Below are 21,885 nucleotides of genomic sequence, written 5' to 3' on the forward strand. Positions count from 1 at the left end.
GTAATTTCTGAATTGCAAATTTAAAGCACGGGACAGCAATCTGTTGCCTGAAGTATGAAAATGCAAAAGCCGGAACAGCATCTAACCTGAAAGATTAAGCGAAGATATAGGGACATTCAGTATAAGGATGGAGGAAAAAATATTACCGGGCTTTTTTTATTGTTAAATCAAGTCAAAGGTACAATCCGGCTATTCAGAATGAATTCCATCAGACATCTTTTGGTTAAGCTGAGGCTCCTCAGTTTCTACTAAAAGGGTGAACAAATAACTCAGAATCATGAATACCACATATTCACAAATAGCAAAGTCATTGGTTGCATTTGGCATTGTCATCGCTCTCGTAATTGGAGCGGCGATACCTCACCAATATAGTTATTACATCATAATGAGATGGTTTATCATGACTACATTTACTTACTTCGTTTTTACCTCTTGCAAAAATAAAAAGACCGGGCTCCTGATTTTTTACAGTGCATCTGCACTTCTTTTTAATCCCTTTAAGAAGAATTGGTTGCAAAAAGAAACCTGGCATTCAATTGACTATTTAGTAGCTGTCATTATCACCATAATAATAGTATACGAATGGCTGGAATATGAGAAAACCCGGGCGTAAACAGAAATAGCCAAGCCGGGCCTTGGCTGAAAATTGCTAATTAGCTTTGTGCATATTCAGTTCTTTTGCAAATCATTTGAGCACCCACTAACACAAGCAAAAAATTGTTAAATAGCGTGACACATTACTATCAGTTTCAGCCTGCGCAGGACTTTCGTTTTTTGTTTTGCGCACCCCGGCTTTCCCGAAGAAGTCTCGGCCCGGACTCAAAAAAATCACCCCGTTAATTACAGAAACAAAACCTTTTGTAACCTTTTTGATTGAATGACACTCCAATATGGTATGGCTATATTATCAAACACAATCTAAATAAATCAAGATGGCAGTCGCTAATTTAAATCAAGAGCTTAAACCAACATTCCATTTATTAAAGTACACATTTGGCATTGTTTCAATTGTTGCAGGAATTGACAAATTCACCGACTTGTTAACACAATGGGAAAATTATCTTAACCCTGGCATTGCACATTTAATTCCATTTACACCACATACTTTCATGATGATAGTTGGAGTAATTGAAGTTATCGCAGGTTTGATCGTACTGGCCAAACCAATAATCGGAGGATATATTGTTTCAGCCTGGTTAACATTAATCGCAATTACTTTATTAGCAAGTGGAAATTATTTAGATGTTGCTGTTCGTGATATCGTAATGGGAATTGGAGCATTTTCTCTTGCCAAAATCAGCAAGCTTACTTCATCAATAGTGCCCGGTAGAGGGAACTTTGCTCAACCGCAATAGTAACCTGAATCTTTAATTATAAACCAGCCCGCCGGCAGGTTTGACAACGGTTATGAACAGACGAAATTTTAAATTCCCGGACGGTATAAATGCATGGCCGTGGAGCGTCAACAATGAATCCTTCCCTCATACGTACTTTCAATACTATTAATTAATCCGACAAAATCATTACTCACCATCAACGCACATTGATAAAAAATTTGAGTTGCTCAACGGCACCACTCAAACCCGTACGCAAGTATAAAAAAGGCCACAAGAAAACGCCGCGGCCCAAAACCAGCCACATGCGTCTAAATACTTATTAAGAAATTACTTTATTAAGTTTAAGATTTAACAAAATCAAAATCCCAATTAAAATACTGAAGGATAAATTGATGAATGTCGTAAGTTTAAAAGATCTTGCCCCCTATAAGTTTAAGTTAATTTCTTGGAAGGAGCCCAAACTGTGAGTTATTAATAACCGTTATGCCTACACGAAAAAATCAGATTCATTAACCAACAGTTACTATCCAGACGACCGGCCAATCGTTAGGTTTATTAATCCACCGGGGAAGCATAATCACTTACATTGACCGCAAAGTGCCTGCTGTCTGCATTATTTTTTCGAAGTTTATCCGCCAGCAGCGCTGCCGCCTCGTGCAGCATTTTGCCGTCTCTTTCATCAAAGTCGTTCATAGCAAGCGCATCAGCTTCTACCATCGCCTTCTCCGGTTCGTCCAGATAGAGATAGATCTTAGCCAGGTTGTAGTAACTAGCATACCTCATTTTCCTGTCCTCTTTATCGGTCGAGATGTATTGACGTTTTACTTTTTCAAAATAATCGATAACCGGTTGCATCTTAAGCTTTACTTTATCCAGCGGTTCATTTTCGTTCATAAGTACAACCACGTTTTTGAAATCGTTCCAGGCTTTCTGCTGGTCACCGTAAGCTTTATGGCGTTTATTATTTAATATCCACAAAATATCATTTACCCGCCTCGCAGGAAAACCATATTCGTTATTCAGCCATTGATTGGCTTGGGTAACTACGGTTGCTGTAAGCTGCACGGCAATAGACGACCTTACATCATTGAACTTGTTATTATAATAGGTTGAAGCCTCTTGTGGTGAATTTGACTCAGGGGTTTTAAAAGTCATTTTATTGCCCCGGTCAAATAATATTTTATTGCTGACAAGGGTATTGCCTTTATAGTCATAAACAGACATCCTGGCGGCGAAAGAATAAGTAAGTTGCGTAGCGAAGAAAGATGTTCTTATTTCCCTCCCTTGTTTGTCTCTTGAGGTGTTTATTCTTTCGATGGATTCGGGTCTGTCAAACACCAGATCATCCATCATCAGCAGGACGGTAACATGCCCGGTACCTTGTACTTTTCTTAACCCTTCTACCAGGATATTATTCTCCAGGTTTAGTACTGAATAACCGAGCCCAAGAGAAGGTGATGCTTCCAGCCGCACATTATAAGTTTTATAGGCTTCAGGTAAAGGATTCTCCGGAAAGTCGCGGTACGACACGCTGAAATTAAAGCGGTCAAGATCCACCCGTTGCGCATAGACGGCTGAAATAAATAGCATAAAGCCTGAAAGAGCGAATAGTTTTTTCATAATAAACAGATTATTCGGTGTTTACAACGATGAAAGCACCGAAAAATTATATTTATTCAACTTTCAGCATCTATTGAAACTCAGAAACTAATATCATTTAAATTTCCATGGTGTTACTTCTCTCAAAAACTTCAAATTATTTCAAGCTTGAAAGGCGCAATTTGGAATGAAGAATATATTAATTCATCATAATTTTATAGCAGTAAAAACAGCGTTAATACTCCGGAAATAAAATATGGATAGTGGAGCCAATAAACGAAACGGATACTGAAATTCAACCGGCGATTGCGGAGCCTATGCGCCTAACTTATTGGCTGACCCGTTTTATGATTCTGCGTTTACTGGGTGTTATTTATGCTATTGCATTTCTTGTTGCTATTAACCAGTTGCTTCCGCTCATTGGCTCAAATGGCCTTCTACCGGTGGGCATTTATTTTAAACAGGTCCGTGAAGCGCTCGGATCGACAAGTGCAGGATTTATCAGGCTTCCATCACTATTTTGGTTTTTCCAATCAGATACCGCACTGTTAACAGTAGCGTGGACAGGGTTTATTCTTTCCTTAATTGTAACCGCTGGCTTTGCTAATGCGCCTATACTTACTGTATTGTGGTTGCTGGACATGTCGATAGTTCATGCTGGCCAGGAATGGTATGGATACGGGTGGGAAATTCAATTACTCGAGACCGGGTTTCTAGCTATATTTCTTTGCCCGCTTATTGACATGCGACCATTTCCAGGTCGTGCACCGCCATTGCCAATTATTGTTTTGTTTCGCTGGCTTATCTTCCGCATCATGCTGGGCGCAGGTCTTATTAAGTTACGCGGTGATAAAATCTGGCGCAACGGCACGGCACTTTATTATCATTTTGAAACGCAACCATTGCCCGGACCTTTTAGCCGTTGGTTCAATTTTTTACCACGGGCTGTTTTGAAAATTGGTGTGTGGTTCAACTTTCTAGCTGAGTTGGCAGCTCCGTTATTTGTCTTTTGGCCAAGACTTGCACGTCATATTGCTGCATCGGTGATAATACTTTTCCAACTCATCCTTATCATTAGCGGCAACCTTTCCTTTTTCAATTGGCTTACCATCCTTCCGGCATTGGCTGGTTTTGATGATGGATTCTGGTCAAAGGTTCTTCCACAAAAGCTTGTTCGTAAAGCAGAAACTGCTGCTGCAAACGAACAGCCATCCCGACCTATGTTTATTACCGCATGGGCTGTAACAATAGTGATTGGGCTGCTTAGCATCCAGCCTGCCTTCAATATCTTATCTCCCCGTCAGATCATGAACGGCTCTTTTGATCCTTTCGAACTTGTGAATACTTATGGTGCCTTCGGAACGGTTGGACAGGAACGTTTAAATGTTGTGTTCGAAGGAACGAGTAACGATACCACAAATAATAATGCACAATGGAAACCGTATCTATACAAAGCACTGCCCGTTATGCCCGACAAACGACCTCCGCAAATAGCTCCTTACCAACTTCATTTGGATTGGCAAATGTGGTTTGCCGCAATGGATACTCCTGATGATTATCCATGGACGCTGAATCTTGTTTGGAAATTGCTGCATAACGATAGAGGCACTTTGAGTTTATTTGCAAACAATCCCTTCCCGGAAAAGCCTCCTAAATATATTCGGGCGGTTTTGTATCGCTATTCGTTTGCAGCACCGGGAAACCCGGATGGACTTTGGTGGATCCGTGAGCGGCTCGGCGAATGGATCCCGGCAATGTCGGTCAATGATGTGCTTCTTAAAGATTACCTGCAACGTAATGAATGGCTCCCGTAAAACACCTCGCAAATGGCCGAACTCATAAATTACTCACGATTTATAAGCGCTTAAATGAACATTGTGACAGTCTTAAAAACCAAAAAGCCCGCAAACACTGAGTTTGCGGGCTTTTGATTTCTTTTGAATTGTAAAAAAGTGGAGCTGCAGGGAGTCGAACCCTACTGATAATTAAATAATTTACAGTGTTTTACGAAATTTCAAAAAGCAAACTCATGAATTACGCAAGAATATTATTTTGTCAAAGAATCACTTGAGGGTTTTGTCTCTTCAAAGATAAAAACTTTCATAATATGCCCATATTTTTATTCCACTTATCAACTGAATAACTTACTAGGAAATTTGAAAAAGAATTATTATACCTGAGGATAATTTCTTTATCAATAAAAAAATCTTTCTTTCGGTGAAAGACATGTAGCATCGGCAATGGAATCCTGCATTCTCCTGCACTCACAATTCAGTGCATAACTGTTTGCGAAAAACCCGGACGGTATCAAAAGGCCAACTGTAAAATTTATAACGTGAAAGCATAAACGCATCTTATCTTTTCCGGCTTACCGGATTCTCCACATCTATTGAGTTTTGTTGCAAACACCTGTTCAAGAATGTTGCCACTACATGCCCTGTTTGAAAAGAAAATAAAACGGCTACAGATTGCTACAGTTTTCTAAAACAAATGGGTCAAACGCGAAAGCGAAGTTAGCGGGCGTATTATCAAGGATAAATCAGGTAGCCAAAAGCTTCCGGCATAAACACAAATTCTGCGCTGCACCTGTCACACTGAGCCCCGCTGAATTGCCTTCCTTTATTCCGTTTCCTTTTGCCCGTTTACGCCCGCTTTAACACTTAGCTTTCTTTTTTCCCATTTTTTCTTTTAAAAAACAGTTTTTTTCGGAACAGATGGGAGAAACATTATTTAATCATTTTAAAATTTACAATTATGGAACTCGTAGGAAGAATCACGAAAGACGCGGTTGTCAGGCAACTGAAAGATGACAAAGCAGCGGCAGCGATTATGTAATTGAAAAATACCTTTTTCTTTCCACTTCTCATGATGGCTTTGGAAGCATCACTGCTGCGTTTATCCCTATCCGTATAATATGCAATAATACTTTGAATGCCGCTCTTCGTAATCGTTCCAATAGTATTAAAATACGTCATACTCAAAACGCAAAAGAACACCTGGAGGAGGCGCACAAAGTAATGGGAATTGTTAACCGGCTTTCCAATGAGCTCGGAGCCATCTTGAACAGGTGGTCGAAGGTTCGCATTACTGATGAAAAATTGAAACAGTTAATTCAACTGGCCATGGTTCCCAATAAGGAAGTTTTAACCAATATTAAGTCCGGCAACCTGGATGAATTATCCACCGCATTTAAAAATGTATTTGACAACGTTTACGGGTATACGCAGTCTGCGCCATCCCAACAAACGGCAACGGCAAAGGGAACGGTATTCGGTGCATACAATGCCTTAACTGGTTACTTTCAAAATGTACGTATCTACAAGAATGAGAAAGCCAAATTAAAATCTTTATTGTTTGGCGGCACCGGTCAGTTACGGACACAAAAAGCATTTCAATTATGTGAAGATTTTGCAATGAAGGGGGATTCCATTTTTTTAAATTAGTCTTTATTAACAACGGCCTTTATTGGCCGTTGTTTTTTTAATGGTAAAAAGCTGCCGCCCAAAATAATGAAGAGTAAAAAATGGGGCGGCAGCTTGGTTGTATTGATGATTATGTTGCCAGGGTTATTGGTTGTTGACAATAGGGATAAAGAAGCCTGGCGATTGTTTTGTCGAATTACCCATCAATTTTAGTCTCAGTAAATTATCGCCTAAAGATTACATTATATCCTTTCCGACGTAATGAATAAAAAGAACTGCAATAAAAGGTTCTGCTGCAGGAATTATTTTGATCCCGGTCCAGGGTAAAATTATTTTCGTCCAACATAAAAACTTGAGAAGCTAAAACTTCCCATACGACATGCAGGATCTGCAAAAGTAAGTGTGGAAGAATGTGTTTACTGTATCCGATGATCGCTCAACAGAAGAACTCTGTTATTACTTTGGTAATCGAAGCTTATGGAAAAAATTAGGGATGCACGTCCCGGTCTTTATACATCATCAAATTAAAAAGCAGGGAAAGTAAAAACAATCCCCGGATGTGTTTGCAACACTATTATGAGAAAATCATGAATATTTAATTTTAAAAGAATTCTTGATGCGAGGAGCCTTTTCTTTGTTTCGTTACTATTATGTTTTATCGTACTGTTTTGTCATCGCGATAATTTTTTTTACAAGAAACTCAATTCCTGTATAATCTTTCTTTTCTAATAATTGTTTACTGATCAGTTTACTTCCCAGGCCTACCGCACACACCCCAGCCTTAAACCATCCCCCAATATTTTCGCTATTAATATCTACCCCTCCGGTAGGGATAAATAATAAATCAGGAAACAAGACTTTTATTGCGTTCATAAATTCAGCACCCAGGAGGTTTCCAGGGAAAAGCTTAATCATTCTTGCACCTAAATTTTCTGCACGGATAATTTCTGATGGAGTCATACATCCCGGTATCCAAAGCAGGTTATTTTTATCGGCTAAATAAGCAACTTCTTCTATCAAACCGGGGCAAATAATAAAATCTGCTCCTGCATCAATAAAGGTTTTAGCAGCCACTTCATTTTTTATAGTGCCTATTCCCAGGTACATACCAGGTAGCTCGGAAGTACACATTTCACGCATCTGTTGAAAGTTCGCCAAGGCTGCTTTACCTCGGTTTGTATACTCAACCGCTCTTATTCCTGCTTTGTATAAGGTTTTTAATACCTGCAGGCTTACTTCGGTATCTTCGAAAAAATAGAGAGGTAAGACTCGCTGTTCCGGAATCAGTTTTAGTAATTCATGTTTTTTATCCATACGCTTATAGTTCTGAACATAAAGCTCGCCCGGTCATTTTTTATCGTTACCCGCGTCGCTTTGATTTTTTAAGTAAACAGTTCGCTTTTTTTAACGCTGCACTCTTCCGCTTGCATCTCCTTTCATCAAACCTGTTACATCACTTAATGTAGCATGGTTTAAATCTCCGGGGATAGTATGTTTCAATGCAGAAGCAGCAACACCGAATTCGGCAGCATCTTTCATTGCCATTTCAGTAACCAATCCATAGATAAAGCCGCTTGCAAAAGAATCACCGCTTCCAACGCGGTCTACAATTCTTACTTCGTATTGTTTGGTATGATAAAATTCATTGCCATCATATACTAATGCGCTCCATCCGTTATCTGAGGCACTATGGCTTTCTCTTAATGTAGAAGCAATGTATTTGAAGTTGAATTTTTCTTTCATCTGTTGAAATACATCTTTATAACCATCAAGATTTAATTCGCCTTTGGTTACGTCTGTTCCTTTGCTTTTAAATCCTAATGTTGTTTCTGCATCTTCTTCGTTGCCGATACATACATCAACATAAGCACAAAGCTTCGTCATTACTTCTTTAGCTTTTTCTTTGCTCCATAATTTTTTACGATAATTAAGATCAATACTCGTAGTAATTCCTTTAGCCTTTGCCGCTTTCAATGCTGTTTCAGTAAGTGCCGCAGCACTATCGCTTAACGCAGGTGTTATCCCGGTTGTATGAAACCATGAAGCGCCATCAAATATTTTATCAAAATCAAAGTCTTTAATTTCAGCTTCTGAAATAGCCGCATCAGCACGATCATATACCACTTGCGATGCACGCATAGACGCACCTGTTTCCAAAAAATAAATGCCTAATCTTTTTCCACCTCTTGCAACAAATTGCGTATCTACACCATAACGGCGTAAGTGATTTATTGCAGATTGTCCTATTGGATTATCCGGCACTTTGGAAACGAAAGTTCCCTGTAATCCATAGTTACAAAGGGCTGCAGCTACGTTTGCTTCTCCGCCACCATAGGTCACATCAAATGTATCCGCTTGCACGAATCTTTTAAAATCGGGAGTAGATAACCGAAGCATTATTTCTCCAAGTGTTACAACTTTTTTTGCCATTGTTATTTTGTGATTTAACAGTAATAGTCACCTTTTTATAAGAAAAAAGTATAAACGATATCTGTTTAGTAAAGTAAAATTTGAAAAGAAATATCAATCAATCATCTTAATGGCAGCATTCATAAACCCAAGCGCATACGCCATCCCTGCATACCATGGCCCTTCACAAGTCATCTGGGGAGTATGGTCGGGTATCAGTACCCCTTTAAAATTTCGTCTTTTTAATATAGTCAGTACTCTTTTCATATCGATGTCTCCTTCATCTACAAACACTTCTTTATAAAAAGGAACCTTCCCCCGAACATTTCTGAAATGTATATAAGCTATATTGTCTGCATACTGTTCTGTAGCATCATAGACATTGCCTTCGGTCATCTCTGCTATTGAACCTAAACAGAATTCGAGGGCATTACTCTTACTCTTAATAACATTCAATAATTTGCTGTACATCTCTGGTTGATAAACTAACCGTGGCGATTGCCGCACAACTGGCATGGGCGGATCATCGGGATGGGCGGCCAAAATAACTCCCGCCTCTTCCGCTACAGGAATAATTTCATTCAAAAAATATTCAAGTCGCTGCCATAATTCATCATGAGATATATTCTTTATAAAGCCGTCCGCCGCGCTCTGGTCATAAGTCATATTCCACACCATTCCGTTAGGGATGGGACGTTCATCAACTCCATCCATACCTACAGAAACAGCGCCACCTCTTGCAAATGCCCCGGACGTTCTGCTACAAACGCCGGCCAAACTAAAATTATAGCCAATCACCGGAATGCCTGCCTCTCCCACATTTCTTATCAACTGCTTAATTCTCTCGACCTGTTTCTTTTTTAGGGGCCCATCGAGTAGCACGTCATACCAATCAGCAGGATCAAAATTTTCAATGGCCTCCCACTCCAGCCCTGCATCATTAATCTCTTTCTTTAACCGAAGCAATTCTTCTACTTCCCATAAATTTCTTGATTTGCCGGCAATTCCCCAGCCTGTCCCATCACCGATAGGCTGATCATTAGTCTTTTTCTGGTTCCCTTTGTTAAAATAATCTACCAAATGAACCACCAAATGAGTGCAACCACACTGTTTGGCAAAATCAAAATGTGCTTTGTTCAACATATGATTGTACAGCCCTAAACCCAACTTCATATTTTTTTATTTTATTGCTTATAATATCCCATATTTAAGAAAAGCATCCGTACTCGACATTCCATTTTCAATCTCCCGCCTCACGATCTTTTCACCCCGCGCTTTCTTCAATGCTTTTTCGAACACTTCTTTCTCATTTTGTTTGGGTATCACCAATACGCCATCTACGTCTCCAAAGATTAAATCGCCGGGCCTTATCCAAACCTCTCCAATTTCAATATCACATCTGTAGTTTACGACCTGCGTGCGAACTGCAGAGTCCTGGGCATACCTTCCCCGGCTGAAAACCGGCCAATTTTGCTCCATCACTTTTGGTGTATCTCTATAAAAACCATCAATCACGGCACCGGAGGCGCCTCTTTTTTTTGCAGTGGCAGTCAGAATCTCCCCCCAATAAGCGCATCGCATAGTTCCACCGGCTGCAATATATACTTCCCCTAGCTGAAGTTGATCAAGCGCCTCTGTAAGCCTGCCGAATGGTTTCTTTTGCGGCCCGTAAACGTCAATCATTAAGACAGGCATTGCCCGTCCAATAATCTTATCTGTAATTCGAAGTGGCTGTACCTGCTGTGGTAAAAACTGGTGGTAATATCCCAATTCATCAAGGATATCTCCCACTACCGACGTATATAATTCCTTCCTGAAAAGTTCAAAGAGGTCAGTGTCAGTCTCCCATTTATAATTTTCATCTTTTAAAATAACCGGTTCCATAAGTTTTCGTTTATAATTATCATATAGTATCTAAAAAGGTTGCTCATTTAATAACCTGCGTATGGCGTCATTAAGGTATTCAGCTTCATTTTTGCTAAGCTGCCTGTAAACAAAATCACCCAGGTGTGTATTACTCTTCTCAATTATAATTACCTCAGCATCTTTGTCCATCGCGATGTTGTGCCATGTGTTTACGGGAACATTATAGGTTATTCCAATTTTCATCTGTATTAGTTGAAAGTTGAATCCTTCGTTCTCCAGGACAGCTCCAATTAATACCGCAGTTCCTGTTGTCAACACAAATACCTCATCAGTCTGCATATGCATATCCATTTTTTGGATAGCATACAATCCCTGTTCAGGTATAAAATTTAATTGAGCTACCTGCCAGTTATCTTTTATTATAAAAGGATTGTAGCCAAGGCCTTCATGATAATATGTTTCGATCAATTCGTTGCTCATGACTTATCTTTTTGGACGGGGATCGTAAGGAATGGTACTCTCTTTATAGCCGCCGTCAATGTATAACTCCGTCGCCGTTATATAAGAAGCCCTTTCGCTGGCAAGGAATGCACAAGTCCAGGCCACATCATCTACCACACCAACTTTCCCCAAAGGAATCCAGTTATTAAATTTATCTCTGCCAAATTCATTTATTTCCTCCCGGTTCATTTCAGTCTCTATAGCCCCCGGGCATACCGCTACGACCCTGATATTGTGTTCTGCTAATTCAAGCGCCAGGCATTTCGTCATCATATTTAAAGCGGCTTTAGATGAACAATAATGCACCAATCCCTTACGTGGTACTTTGTCATGAATGGATGAAATATTAATAATAACGCCGGTTTTCTTCTCAACCATTCTTCGGCCCGCCAACTGCGCACAATGAAATGCCCCTTTCAGGTTTACATCAAATATCTTATCCCACACTGCAAGGTCAAGATGGATCGCGTGCGCCACTGTTTCACAGCCTGCATTATTCACAAGTACGTCAAGCTGGCTAAAATTTTCATCGATAAATGAAAACATTTTTGCCACTTCTTCCGGGTTAGAAATATCCGCCCCAAACGACAACGCTCTTACCCCGTATAGATTGTGTAAAGAAATGGCAAGGTTCTCCGCACTTTCTTTATGCGTGTGATAATTAATGACCACATTGGCGCCACAGGCAGCCATCGATGTACAGATCGCTGATCCGATTCCCTGGCTTCCGCCGGTTACTAATACAACCTTATTTTTTAGTTCGATGCTGTTATTCATAATAAACTTTTTCATTTATGGACCCATTACGCATTTCCACGCCTTTATTCCTGGTCCCTGCTATTTATTTCCTGCATTATCTCTGCAGTATGTTCGCCCAGCGACGGTGCAGGACGGTACAGCTTCTGTTCTGTTTCGCTAAACCGCACAGGAAATCCCGTCGTCCGGATTTTGCCCACCACGGGATGCTCATAGTCCAGAATCATATTGTTATGTTTAACCTGGGGATCGTCAACCATCTCTTTAAAAGTATTCACCTGCGAACACCAGACATCATGAGGCAGCAAAATATCCAGCCAATCGTTGGTTGACTTTGTTTTAAAAACAGCTGCAAATGCAACCCGTATGTCATCCCTGTTTTCGATCACATTATTACTTTCAAATTCAGGATGGTCATATTCCGGAACATTCAGCAAAACGGCAAGTTTCCTCACGGAGTTCATCCCGATACTTATATAATTATCCTTCGTTTCAAATAGCCCATAGGGAGCGCCTAACCATGGATTGGGAATACCACTTTCACTTCTTTCAGGGTTAGCTCCTTTGTGAAGGAAAGCCGTTATTTCCTGTACCTGGAAGGCTATTATAGAATTAAAAAGGCATGCCTCTATTTTCTGTCCTTTACCTGTTTGTTGTTTATAATACAAAGCCGCCAGTACGGACTGAACAATAAATAAACTTGTCAGCAAATCGGCCTGGCCAACCGCTGTAACAATGGGCATATCGCCCTTCTTACCGTTTAGATAGGCACCTCCGGCAAGAGATTGCGCCATCAGGTCCTGTCCGGGTCTGTTTATATAGGGACCATCAGAGCCATACCCTGAACTGGAACAAAAAATGATTCCCGGATTGATTTCTTTTACAACTTCATACCCCAAACCCAGTCTGTCCATCACTCCCGGCCGGAAATTTTCAATTAAAATATCCGATTGAGCGATCAGTTTTTTTGCAGTTGCAACGCCCTCCTCAGATTTCAGGTCCAACACAATGCTCCTTTTATTTCTGTTGAAACAGAGAAACGAAATACTTTCGCCGCCCGGGTACATATTACCATAGGCATAACTGCGCATCCAATCTCCTTTAGGTGGTTCTATTTTAATTATATCAGCCCCCATATCACCTAACATTTGGGTGGCCCAGGGGCCTTGCGCCAACTGTGTAAAATCTGCCACCCGTATTCCCTTTAAAGGGCCTGTAATCTCATTATTCATATAATTATGATTGTTCATGCGTTATTTAAAAGTCAATCTGGCACACCCGGGTACGACGACAGGACCATACAACCGCTGTCGGTGATTAATACATTATCTTCTATCCTGACCCCCATATTTATCTCTTCACCGTAGATACCGGGCTCAACAGTCAACAACATGCCCTCTTCTAACAATGAATCAGAACCGGGCGATAGCAGCGGCCCAAAATCATGATAACGGAATCCTACGTGATGCCCTAAGGCATGCTTAAAAAATCGCCCGAATCCTGCTGCTTCAATTTTTTCTCTCACAATGCTATCTATAGTGCGCATTTTTACGCCGGGTTTCATCATGCTTATCCCTGATTTCTGTGCTTCATAAACCAAATCGTATATCTCATGCTGGCTCTTTGAAACATCGCCGATTTTTGCAGTGCGGGTAATATCTGCCCAATATCCATTCACGCATATGCCTATTTCCATAATTACCAATTCACCGTTTTGCAACCGCTTGCCGGTAGTACGATTGTATGTCCCTCCCCATGCAGCATTGACACCTGATTGTATCATAGCCCATGCCCGGGCAAAATGAATTTGAGGCATATTTACACATTTAGCTACTTCATACTCAACGGCTGCAGCAATGTCTGCTTCTGTATTCCCGGAAACTGCATTTGCATAAAATGTCTGGACTGCTATGGCGCTTATTTGATGGGTAATTGTTAATTGTTGTATATCAAACGCCGTCTTATAGGCATATAAGTTAAGCAAATCAGAACTTACATCTACCCAACCCTTCCTGCTTACGCCATTTAATGCTGCAATTAAGCCGGGCGGTAAAGGGGGCTGCTCTCCGGCCATGCGGCAGGGAGCTGAACCCCCGATTGAAGGGATAAAGGAAACAGGCAATTCTTGCAGATTTTTTTGCTGCAACAACAACTTCATTTGATTATACAAATTTTCCCAGGGATCAGGACAAGATATGTTCCCCCATGGGAATGTTTGAAAGGTGATACCTGTAGGAATTATATCAACAGGCTCCGCCTCCGGAATAAATAAAACAGGTCTATCGTCCGCTGTGTATAGTAAAAAAGATAATCCCCACAAAGGCATATAACCAAGAGTCATCACCAGTTCATCCGGACGCCAAAAAATTAATGCGCCTAAATGGTGCTTGTTAATTATGCCCTGGAGCATTTGTTTCCTTTTTGTGTCCATAATTTCATCCATTTTTTTTTGCGAATTTTTTGATTAAGTCCTGGGCAACGGAAGTGTAAAAAAGATGGAAAACTTCATCTCCTTCCTTAATTATCCTTTCTGAAAATGGCGCCTCAATTACGTCCGGATGCAGTAATTTTTTTATGCTCCTTAATGATTGCCCAGGTCTTCGCTTAAATTTATCCGCAGTTTCTTTTACAGTTGCTGCTAAATCGCCATCGGCACAAATGATGTTCACTATCCCCCATTCCAGCATTTGCTGCGCAGAGTAGGACTGTCCCAACATCAACATTTCTTTAACCCGGTTCATACCGATTTTGTACAGTAACCGTTGCGTACCACCCCCTCCGGGAATTAATCCAAGATGAACTTCCGGCAATCCCATTTTTGCCGAATCAATCGCAATAATAAAATCACACGCTAAGGCAATTTCGAATCCGCCCCCAAGTGCGAAACCATTTATTGCAGCAATAAACGGAATAGCTGCGTTCTCAATGGTTTGATACAATTTTATTCCTTTTTGCTGGAAGCTTTTAAACTGTTCCGGAGTTTGTACTGCATATTCCTTGATATCCGCACCAGTCATAAATGAACGGCCTTTACCAGTGATCACTGCAACACGAATTGATGGATCACTGGTGATGACTGTTAAGGCTTCAATGATTTCGTTCATCATCTGAAAATTCATGGCATTCAAAAATTCAGGCCTGTTTAATATGAGTGTTGCAACGCCATCCTGAAGTTCCAGTTCTATAGTTTCATATTGCTTCATGCACAACAAGATTTAAACAATTTGTTTATTTTCTCCATTATGGTAAAGGTTGGGCCGTTTTCCTGTGCTGCCGAATGAATAAGCCCGGCTGCGGTTTCCTGGAAACGATTGAATCCTTTCATTCGCGGACGGACATAGGCGTGTTCCATGGTAGATAACGTGTCAGCAAAAAAGCCGGAACAATCCTCGTTATTATCATTGTCAAGCCAGGCATCTAAATGGGCCGGTTGGCCGCCATTTTGATAATAGGCGGTTTTTTGAATATCTCCACCAAGTATGAATTGCATAAATGAAACGCATTCACTAATCTCTTTGGTTCGGGCGGAAATGGCCAGACCAGCTCCCCCTATAACGGATGACTTCTTGCCGGGGCCACTCCCAGGTACGTCGGCGAAATGAATCCTATTTTTTTGCCACTTTTTTCTCGCATAATTGGTATAACCAAACGTAAAAGGAATGTATACAATATCATCAGCAACACTCATGTGTTCCAGCATTTGTATTGGATTCATTTGGAAAGAATCTTTATATAGAAATCCCTTCCACGACCTGATCTGGTCTAATGCCCAGGCCCCTGTTTCAGCGTCCACACCATCTTCGTTGAAGACTGCCTCCCCGGCGTATTGGGCACATAGTGAAAGAAATACACACCATATATCTGTCGCACATAATGGAACACCTATTTTATATGAAACTGGTAATTTTGAGGCAGCTTCAGCTAATTGCTTTAAATCCCGCGGTAGTTTCCAATCAAGAAGATCAATGATATCCTTTCTATAAGCGGCCACCTGGGCCGCAGCATCTATTGGCAATGCCCACCAATGCCCATTATATCCATAGCTACTAAATGACGGACCAACACTCTGAGATTCCTGGAAATCCATAAATGATTTGTCGAGAAAAGTATCCACCGGAACCAAAAGATCGTTGCTTGCAGCTTCCCCCATATAAGGGTGGTCAATCAATATAAAATCATAATCAGCAATCAGTTTTTCAATGGGATAATCCCCAAATTCTTTTAATGTACGCACATCCCAGGTAACTTCGACGCCTGTTTTCTCATGCCATATTTTTGCTACAGCTCTTAAGGGTTCGTAGCCTCTCGGATGATCCCACGTTATGCCTTTAAGTTTAACCATTAATGAATTGCCTTTTACTATCCAAATATTCTGTGTTCATATAGACTTGTTTTTAGAAATAAATCATATAGCTCTCAATGGAATTATTATTTAGATCCACGTGAATAGAATTACTCCCCTCCCATTTTGTATTTTTCTCATCTTCTTCTATCAGATTTATTTTATCAACTTTTTTAAATGACTTGTAAAATTGTATATCCGCATGCTCCTTTTTTCCTCCCATTTCAACAAATCTTAAAATAGTATTATCACTATTATCTGCTTTCTTAAACGCAGTTATTTGCACGAATGGGGACGAAGATTTTATAAAACTAAGTGTCAGAGGCAAGTTCCCCCTGTTTTGTTTATTCGTTTCCCGAACGGTATAAAAATTATGATTGTTACCAATCCCCAATGCATAGCCATTTTTCCAGCCGGGCTGATGTGATGTAATAGAAAACCGAAAAATATGGCCTCCCTTTTGTAAATACCAGTTCCCCTCACCATGACAGCTTTTGTGCGACGAAAGCATGATCGCTTGAAGTACAGGGTATGTAACAGCATCTACAGTGGGATCTATCCAATCAAAAACTGAAATTTCTGATGACATGGTTAATCCAAAATCGTTTGCATTGGCCGAGACAAAATTCTGCACTTCCCTTGGATGTATGTCCGAGGGTAGCTGGCGATAAGTGCCTCCCCAAGCCCAGCCTCCTGGTCTCATTTTCAATTCGGAACTTCCGACTGTAGAAATTCCCATCGGCGCATCATAACTTATGGCAGCTGTGTCGGCCCCTATGGGAAGCGCAAACCGCAACTGCCGGTTTTTTACGCCGGGCCAATCTGGTATCTCATATTCAAAAGTGATCTTTTTGATTTGGTGATAAACTTTAATTCGTTGAATTATTTGTACCTCGTTAAGTTCATCGATGCACTGAAAGGTGGAGAATAAAGCACCATCCTCAATCAGGCTCCATTTTGAGGTGTGATTACTTAGCTTGTCAAACCTGGACATGTTGGTTGCAGTAATCTCAGTAAATTCACCGGCGCCATTGCCATCATACCCCAGATCCATGACATCACCCCCTGCAAAACGGGTGGTGTTTAATATGTTCCTCGCTAGTTCTTTATCGTAAAGGACTTTAATGCCGCCGTTTCCAAAATCAATTTTATAAAATTTATTTTCGCAAAAATTCGGCATAGCGATATGATCACCGGAGAACGAACTGTGCTTTTTTGAGAGATAAAAGGTGGTGTAGCCTATGGAAGGAACTGAATCTGCCATAAATTGCATAACGGTGCTATCCCCTTTGAATATACCTTGCGAAAGTATTGCTCGTCCATCCTTATCCATCACCGAGTAATTCTCCCTATTTCCTGGCAGAACAACTTCTGCAATTCCGTTCCTCTTCCATGAAAGGTCATTAAATACGATTAATGCATCATTTTTGGAAGTTCTTATATTGGAACTGATAGATTTCAGTGAATTATCTAATAATTGTTTAGCCGTTTCATCGGCCTGGTGAAGATAGGCGCCAAAAATACTATCGGTTATTTCTCCATGTTTTCCACCCCAACCGTGGTCATCATATATTGACTTATACCATGCTGAATCGAACACGCTTTTCGGGTATTCTGAAAGATCATTCTTCAACAAAGAATTTATAGTGGTAAACATTTCTGCTGCCGGCAAATGAATGCCTGCTTCTTTCTTGGCTTTAATCGCTTCGTAATGGGCAGGCCCATGGATGTACAACCATAAGTTTGGCCGTTCACCGCTTATTGAGTCAAATCGTGCACCAGGCTTATCTATAGATGACAAGAAATCTTCAGCCGTGGCGTAGGTCAACCGTGGCATGTCAACACCTGCCTGCTCGGCAATTTTGTTCCATTGGTCAACTACTTCCTTATAATAGATCGGGCCGGCCGCATCGTTGCTGATAACGACCGCAAAATGCGGCGGTATATTCCGTGAAGAATAATAAGCATCCCAGTTTTTTAATTCTTCGTTGAGCTTATGCATGGCAGTTGGGGCATCGTCGTTGAAATATTTATAAAACATGGAAGCCCACCCGTAATTGCCCGGGCTATAAGTCAGCACGCGTGACCCATCAGGGCTATACCAATTAAAAAAACCTTGCTTCATCCTGCTAACTACCAGGTATTTCACGCCGGATTTACTTAGAATTTGCGGAAATTGGTCCGTCCTTCCGGGGACGTCCATGTTAAATGCCGTTCTTGTATCTACCTGCCCGGTAAATTCATTATGAATCCATTTCCTCCCCAGATACAATTCCCTTATCAATTGCTCGCTTGATAATAGCCCTTCATATGGTTGATTAAATGTTGCTCCCCAGGAAAATGTTTTCTTCTTGTAAGCGTCTATCACTGAATCCTTATAAGAAGGATATTCATTTAAGAGTTCTCTTAGATTCAGGGTTTGTTCCATACCAAAACTAAATCCTGGTTGCCTTTCGGAAATATCAAGGGCGGGAATAATAATTTTGTGTATTCTTTCATCTTTACATGAATCCGGCGTATTCATCCAGGCAATATCCTGGTGAGAAGTATTAATGATATCAATCGTTCCATTTTTAAAATAACCCCAGTCCGGCGAAACATAAGGAAAAAATACCTGGGTAGACAACAAACGACCATGTTGTTGAAAAACAAGAAGACGCTCAGCGCCAATCAATGGCAGTTTCACTCTTAAAGAATCTTTTTCAGCTGTATATTCAAGTTTTTTCCCGTCAAGCTTTATTTCCAGGTCCTTTTTGTCTCCGTTGTAAACTATGATCGCGTCTGCAACAAGCTCTCCGTTCATTTTTTCATAATGAAAGGGTCTTTGATAGATGACCATTGATTCTTGGGCATGTCCTGAAAACAGGAAGAAAAAAACCATAATAAATAAACTCAAAGATTTTGCAATCATGACCAGTTTTTTTAATTACCAATATACTCTAATTGTTTCGATACTATTATGTTTAACAGAAAACTTCAGGTAGTTTTCCGTCACAGGAATCTCACTTGAAACTTCTTCAATCAAATTAGTTTTATAAGCTTTTTTAAGAGATTTCTTAAACCGAAATTCCACATCGGTATCCTTTCCTTCTATCTCGAAAAACCGCAAAATAATTCCATCGCCATCCTCGGCTTGTTTCATAGCGGTAATAATCACATTTTTCTTATTGACTGAAACGAAACTTCCCTTTTCAGTAAGTTTGGCCCCGTTGGTGCGAACCGGATCTACTACTGCTTCTAATGTTTCATTTGCCTGTCGCCCGAATTGAAAGCCATTATCCCAACCAGGTGCATGGGTTGTAAGAGAAAAAGAATAGTAATGATCACCCGTCTGCAGGTATTCATTACCCTCGCTGTGGCAACTTTTCCGGGACGCCAATAAAATAGGTTGCAATAAAGTTGAGTTAGGAGCTATCCCCGTAACATCCATAAAATCGAATGCAGCAACCGAAGAACTCATCGTTACCCCAAAACCTTTACCGGATGCGCTCATCCAGTTTTCGAGGCTACGCGGATGAATCTTTTCGGGCAAGGTTTGATATATCTGACCTGCCGGTTTTCTTAATTCATCCTCTCCAATATTTACTACACCATACGGAACCTCGTAGCTCACCCTGGAATTAGTAATATTCAATGGCAGCGCCAATCTGTATTCGCGGTACAAGGTTCCATCCCAGTTTTTTAATGCAATATTAAAGTCGATACGTTTTATTGTATTATATACCTTGATAAATTCCTCTACGACTGCATTTCGGATCGGCTGCCTGTATTTAAATGTCGTATAGATGGGTCCGTCCTCGATAACGCTCCATTCCGTATCGTAATTGCCGGTTTTATCAAAATCTACCATAGTGGGCTGTTGTATGGCATCGAACTCCCCAGCGCCAGTGCCTTCGGATTTTAGCGTAAATATTTCTCCTGCTGTTAACCCATTACTTTTCAGCACCTCTTTTCCGGAGGATTTATCGATTAATTTTTCTATCCCTCCTTTTCCAAAACTTATATGGTAAAATCGGTTATCAAATTCTTTATCAAATGACATTCTTTTTCCAGGTTCAACTTTGTCCATCGGTCTTAAATAATAAGTATCGTAACCAACAGACGGAACTAAGCCGGCAATAAATGTAATTTTACCCTTGTCAATGTATCCGTTTTTATCGAGCACTACATCAGAGATTTGTGATGGTAGTAATTTTCCTTCACTGTTATATACTCCAACAGAAGAATGTGATCCTGGAATCGAGCCCAACGGGATGGTTACCGGATCTGTCCGATCCCAGCTAAGACTGTTGAAAACGACTACCGGAATACCTCTGGCAGTATTTGTATTAATTTGCGAAGCGATTTTTTGTATTGCTTCGTTTAGGAGATTACCTCCCTTTTCTTTTGCTTCTTCGAATTTTGCCAGAAAAGTATCGTCAGTGGATTGACCATCTTTACCACCCCAGCCGTGATCAGGATAAATTTTAGATTCCCAGGCCTGTAAAAATTGTTCTTTTGGATAAGAAATAGTATTATCAATCATTTTATCTGAAGACCAGAATTTTTCTGCAGCAGGCAGTAATACATCCGCTTCTCTGCTGGCTGATAATGCCCAATGATGGGACGGCCCGTGAATATAAATCCACTCGTTCGGTCTTTCGCCAATTATTCCCGGAATTGTTGAAGATTCTTTAATATTTTTTATAAACTTATCAAATGTAGCAAAGTGGAACCTCGGAAGGGTTACGGGTAACCTTTCCCCGTTTTCATTTTCAACGGTCGAAACATTATTCCAAAAATTAATGAATGGATAAAGATTTTGCACAGGCTTTTGTCCCCACATGAATTCGTAGTTCAATACGGCAGGAATAACCTTTTGCGCAGATGCTTTGTTATTATAATTTTTTAGCCAGTAAACAACCTCCTCAGCCATACTTGCTAGAGCTGCCGTATCATCTTCTGCGAGTATATTGTAAAAGTCAATGTAGTGCCCAGGAGAATAGGCCGTAACAAATGATCCATCAGGGCTAAACCAGTTATAAAGACCTCGTTCAAACCTGCTGAAGAACATGCCATCCACGCCCGCTTTAGCCATCAATTGTGGCATCTGAAGACTCCTGCCGGGAACATCTGAATTATAATAAACGGTTGGATTATAATTATTAAAATTATCTTTCAACCACTTCTTTCCAAAGTAGAATTGTCTTGCCAAAGATTCCCCGGAATACATGTCCTCATAAACCTGCGTGAATGCTGCGCCCACAAGTATTCGGCCTTCTTTCATATAATTTAGCAGCGTATCTTTCTCATCCGGATGCCTGTTAATATACTCTTTCACAATAGATGACTGTTCTATGTCCATTTGAAACGAAGGAGATTCTCTCAACCTTTTAATGAAAGGTGTCAACCATAAAGTATCCCGGTCTATTTTGCATTTTTCAATCGAATTACACCAGGCTAAATCCTGGTGTGTTGTAATAGTTAAATAAATAGACGCCCTACCGGCAGACAGTTCCTTAACTTCTTTTAATAAATTAAAGGTACTATTGCTCACTTTTAGAACTCCCGCATTATTTGTTTGTGCAGCAACGTTTGCAGTTGCTAACATGCACACAGAGAACAATAAAAGAATTGATTTACTCCACATATTAATTTGCTTTTTCATCGCCTT

Annotated in this window: 17 protein-coding genes; 4 read left to right on the plus strand and 13 right to left on the minus strand. The window is 40.4% G+C overall.

Annotation, left to right across the window (positions count from 1 at the left end; genetic code table 11):
* Nucleotides 1–277: 277 nt before the first annotated feature.
* Both FW778_RS19775 and FW778_RS19780 read left to right on the plus strand, forming a co-directional pair.
* Nucleotides 278–613 carry a DUF6804 family protein gene (locus FW778_RS19775; protein ID WP_150416592.1) on the plus strand — a complete coding sequence of 112 codons (336 nt, stop codon included), beginning with the start codon at nt 278–280 and terminating at the stop codon, nt 611–613.
* A 319-nt stretch (nt 614–932) separates the two neighbouring features.
* Nucleotides 933–1,355 (plus strand): hypothetical protein, encoded by a 423-nt coding sequence (locus FW778_RS19780; RefSeq protein WP_150416593.1) that lies wholly within the window; start codon nt 933–935, stop codon nt 1,353–1,355.
* 537 nt (nt 1,356–1,892) lie between these two features.
* Here the strand turns inward: FW778_RS19780 and FW778_RS19785 are convergent.
* Nucleotides 1,893–2,957, minus strand: coding sequence for a hypothetical protein (locus FW778_RS19785; RefSeq protein WP_150416594.1), 1,065 nt, complete (start codon nt 2,955–2,957; stop codon nt 1,893–1,895).
* A gap of 242 nt (nt 2,958–3,199) precedes the next feature.
* On the opposite strand from FW778_RS19785, the gene FW778_RS19790 reads away from it, so the two are divergent.
* Together FW778_RS19790 and FW778_RS19795 are read left to right on the plus strand one after the other, a co-directional pair.
* Nucleotides 3,200–4,750: a lipase maturation factor family protein gene (locus tag FW778_RS19790; RefSeq protein WP_235906492.1), complete on the plus strand. Its 1,551-nt coding sequence runs from the start codon at nt 3,200–3,202 to the stop codon at nt 4,748–4,750.
* A 1,020-nt stretch (nt 4,751–5,770) separates the two neighbouring features.
* The gene (locus FW778_RS19795) at nt 5,771–6,379 is read left to right on the plus strand and encodes a DUF932 domain-containing protein (protein ID WP_150416595.1); all 609 of its coding nucleotides are present in this window, start codon (nt 5,771–5,773) and stop codon (nt 6,377–6,379) included.
* Between the two features lie 627 nt (nt 6,380–7,006).
* On the opposite strand, the gene FW778_RS19800 is transcribed toward FW778_RS19795, so the two are convergent.
* The 12 genes from FW778_RS19800 to FW778_RS19855 all read right to left on the minus strand — a co-directional run bounded on the left by FW778_RS19800 (nt 7,007) and on the right by FW778_RS19855 (nt 21,879).
* On the minus strand, nt 7,007–7,672 hold the full coding sequence (locus tag FW778_RS19800) for a bifunctional 4-hydroxy-2-oxoglutarate aldolase/2-dehydro-3-deoxy-phosphogluconate aldolase (protein ID WP_150416596.1): 666 nt from the start codon (nt 7,670–7,672) through the stop codon (nt 7,007–7,009).
* 90 nt (nt 7,673–7,762) lie between these two features.
* Nucleotides 7,763–8,788, minus strand: coding sequence for a sugar kinase (locus FW778_RS19805; RefSeq protein ID WP_150416597.1), 1,026 nt, complete (start codon nt 8,786–8,788; stop codon nt 7,763–7,765).
* A gap of 93 nt (nt 8,789–8,881) precedes the next feature.
* Complete coding sequence (locus tag FW778_RS19810) at nt 8,882–9,940, minus strand: mannonate dehydratase (RefSeq protein WP_150416598.1); 1,059 nt, start codon at nt 9,938–9,940, stop codon at nt 8,882–8,884.
* An 18-nt stretch (nt 9,941–9,958) separates the two neighbouring features.
* Nucleotides 9,959–10,651 carry an RraA family protein gene (locus FW778_RS19815; protein WP_150416599.1) on the minus strand — a complete coding sequence of 231 codons (693 nt, stop codon included), beginning with the start codon at nt 10,649–10,651 and terminating at the stop codon, nt 9,959–9,961.
* A 30-nt stretch (nt 10,652–10,681) separates the two neighbouring features.
* Nucleotides 10,682–11,113 carry a hypothetical protein gene (locus tag FW778_RS19820; RefSeq protein ID WP_202552379.1) on the minus strand — a complete coding sequence of 144 codons (432 nt, stop codon included), beginning with the start codon at nt 11,111–11,113 and terminating at the stop codon, nt 10,682–10,684.
* Between the two features lie 3 nt (nt 11,114–11,116).
* Nucleotides 11,117–11,911: an SDR family NAD(P)-dependent oxidoreductase gene (locus FW778_RS19825; RefSeq protein ID WP_202552380.1), complete on the minus strand. Its 795-nt coding sequence runs from the start codon at nt 11,909–11,911 to the stop codon at nt 11,117–11,119.
* A 44-nt stretch (nt 11,912–11,955) separates the two neighbouring features.
* Nucleotides 11,956–13,140 carry a CaiB/BaiF CoA transferase family protein gene (locus FW778_RS19830; protein ID WP_150416601.1) on the minus strand — a complete coding sequence of 395 codons (1,185 nt, stop codon included), beginning with the start codon at nt 13,138–13,140 and terminating at the stop codon, nt 11,956–11,958.
* Nucleotides 13,141–13,154: 14 nt separating this feature from the next.
* Nucleotides 13,155–14,321, minus strand: coding sequence for a M24 family metallopeptidase (locus FW778_RS19835; protein WP_202552381.1), 1,167 nt, complete (start codon nt 14,319–14,321; stop codon nt 13,155–13,157).
* A 4-nt stretch (nt 14,322–14,325) separates the two neighbouring features.
* Complete coding sequence (locus FW778_RS19840; RefSeq protein WP_150416603.1) at nt 14,326–15,093, minus strand: enoyl-CoA hydratase/isomerase family protein; 768 nt, start codon at nt 15,091–15,093, stop codon at nt 14,326–14,328.
* Entirely contained in the window at nt 15,090–16,232 is a 1,143-nt protein-coding gene (locus tag FW778_RS19845) for an ABC transporter substrate-binding protein (protein ID WP_150416604.1), read from the minus strand. The genes FW778_RS19840 and FW778_RS19845 overlap by 4 nt, the downstream gene beginning before the upstream one ends.
* Nucleotides 16,233–16,284: 52 nt before the next feature.
* Entirely contained in the window at nt 16,285–19,143 is a 2,859-nt protein-coding gene (locus FW778_RS19850) for a glycoside hydrolase family 38 N-terminal domain-containing protein (RefSeq protein ID WP_150416605.1), read from the minus strand.
* A 15-nt stretch (nt 19,144–19,158) separates the two neighbouring features.
* Complete coding sequence (locus tag FW778_RS19855) at nt 19,159–21,879, minus strand: glycoside hydrolase family 38 N-terminal domain-containing protein (RefSeq protein WP_150416606.1); 2,721 nt, start codon at nt 21,877–21,879, stop codon at nt 19,159–19,161.
* Between the last annotated feature and the right edge of the window lie 6 nt (nt 21,880–21,885).

Source organism: Ginsengibacter hankyongi (genome assembly GCF_008710285.1).
GTDB classification, from domain to species: Bacteria; Bacteroidota; Bacteroidia; order Chitinophagales; family Chitinophagaceae; genus Ginsengibacter; species Ginsengibacter hankyongi.

Bases quoted from the DNA above. Each gene is read 5' to 3' on its own strand.
- FW778_RS19775 (WP_150416592.1), top strand. From the start codon at position 278: ATGAATACCACATATTCACAAATAGCAAAGTCATTGGTTGCATTTGGC.
- FW778_RS19780 (WP_150416593.1), top strand. From the start codon at position 933: ATGGCAGTCGCTAATTTAAATCAAGAGCTTAAACCAACATTCCATTTA.
- FW778_RS19785 (WP_150416594.1), bottom strand. From the start codon at position 2,957: ATGAAAAAACTATTCGCTCTTTCAGGCTTTATGCTATTTATTTCAGCC.
- FW778_RS19800 (WP_150416596.1), bottom strand. From the start codon at position 7,672: ATGGATAAAAAACATGAATTACTAAAACTGATTCCGGAACAGCGAGTC.
- FW778_RS19805 (WP_150416597.1), bottom strand. From the start codon at position 8,788: ATGGCAAAAAAAGTTGTAACACTTGGAGAAATAATGCTTCGGTTATCT.
- FW778_RS19810 (WP_150416598.1), bottom strand. From the start codon at position 9,940: ATGAAGTTGGGTTTAGGGCTGTACAATCATATGTTGAACAAAGCACAT.
- FW778_RS19815 (WP_150416599.1), bottom strand. From the start codon at position 10,651: ATGGAACCGGTTATTTTAAAAGATGAAAATTATAAATGGGAGACTGAC.
- FW778_RS19820 (WP_202552379.1), bottom strand. From the start codon at position 11,113: ATGAGCAACGAATTGATCGAAACATATTATCATGAAGGCCTTGGCTAC.
- FW778_RS19825 (WP_202552380.1), bottom strand. From the start codon at position 11,911: ATGAATAACAGCATCGAACTAAAAAATAAGGTTGTATTAGTAACCGGC.
- FW778_RS19830 (WP_150416601.1), bottom strand. From the start codon at position 13,140: ATGAACAATCATAATTATATGAATAATGAGATTACAGGCCCTTTAAAG.
- FW778_RS19835 (WP_202552381.1), bottom strand. From the start codon at position 14,321: ATGGACACAAAAAGGAAACAAATGCTCCAGGGCATAATTAACAAGCAC.
- FW778_RS19840 (WP_150416603.1), bottom strand. From the start codon at position 15,093: ATGAAGCAATATGAAACTATAGAACTGGAACTTCAGGATGGCGTTGCA.
- FW778_RS19845 (WP_150416604.1), bottom strand. From the start codon at position 16,232: ATGGTTAAACTTAAAGGCATAACGTGGGATCATCCGAGAGGCTACGAA.
- FW778_RS19850 (WP_150416605.1), bottom strand. From the start codon at position 19,143: ATGATTGCAAAATCTTTGAGTTTATTTATTATGGTTTTTTTCTTCCTG.
- FW778_RS19855 (WP_150416606.1), bottom strand. From the start codon at position 21,879: ATGAAAAAGCAAATTAATATGTGGAGTAAATCAATTCTTTTATTGTTC.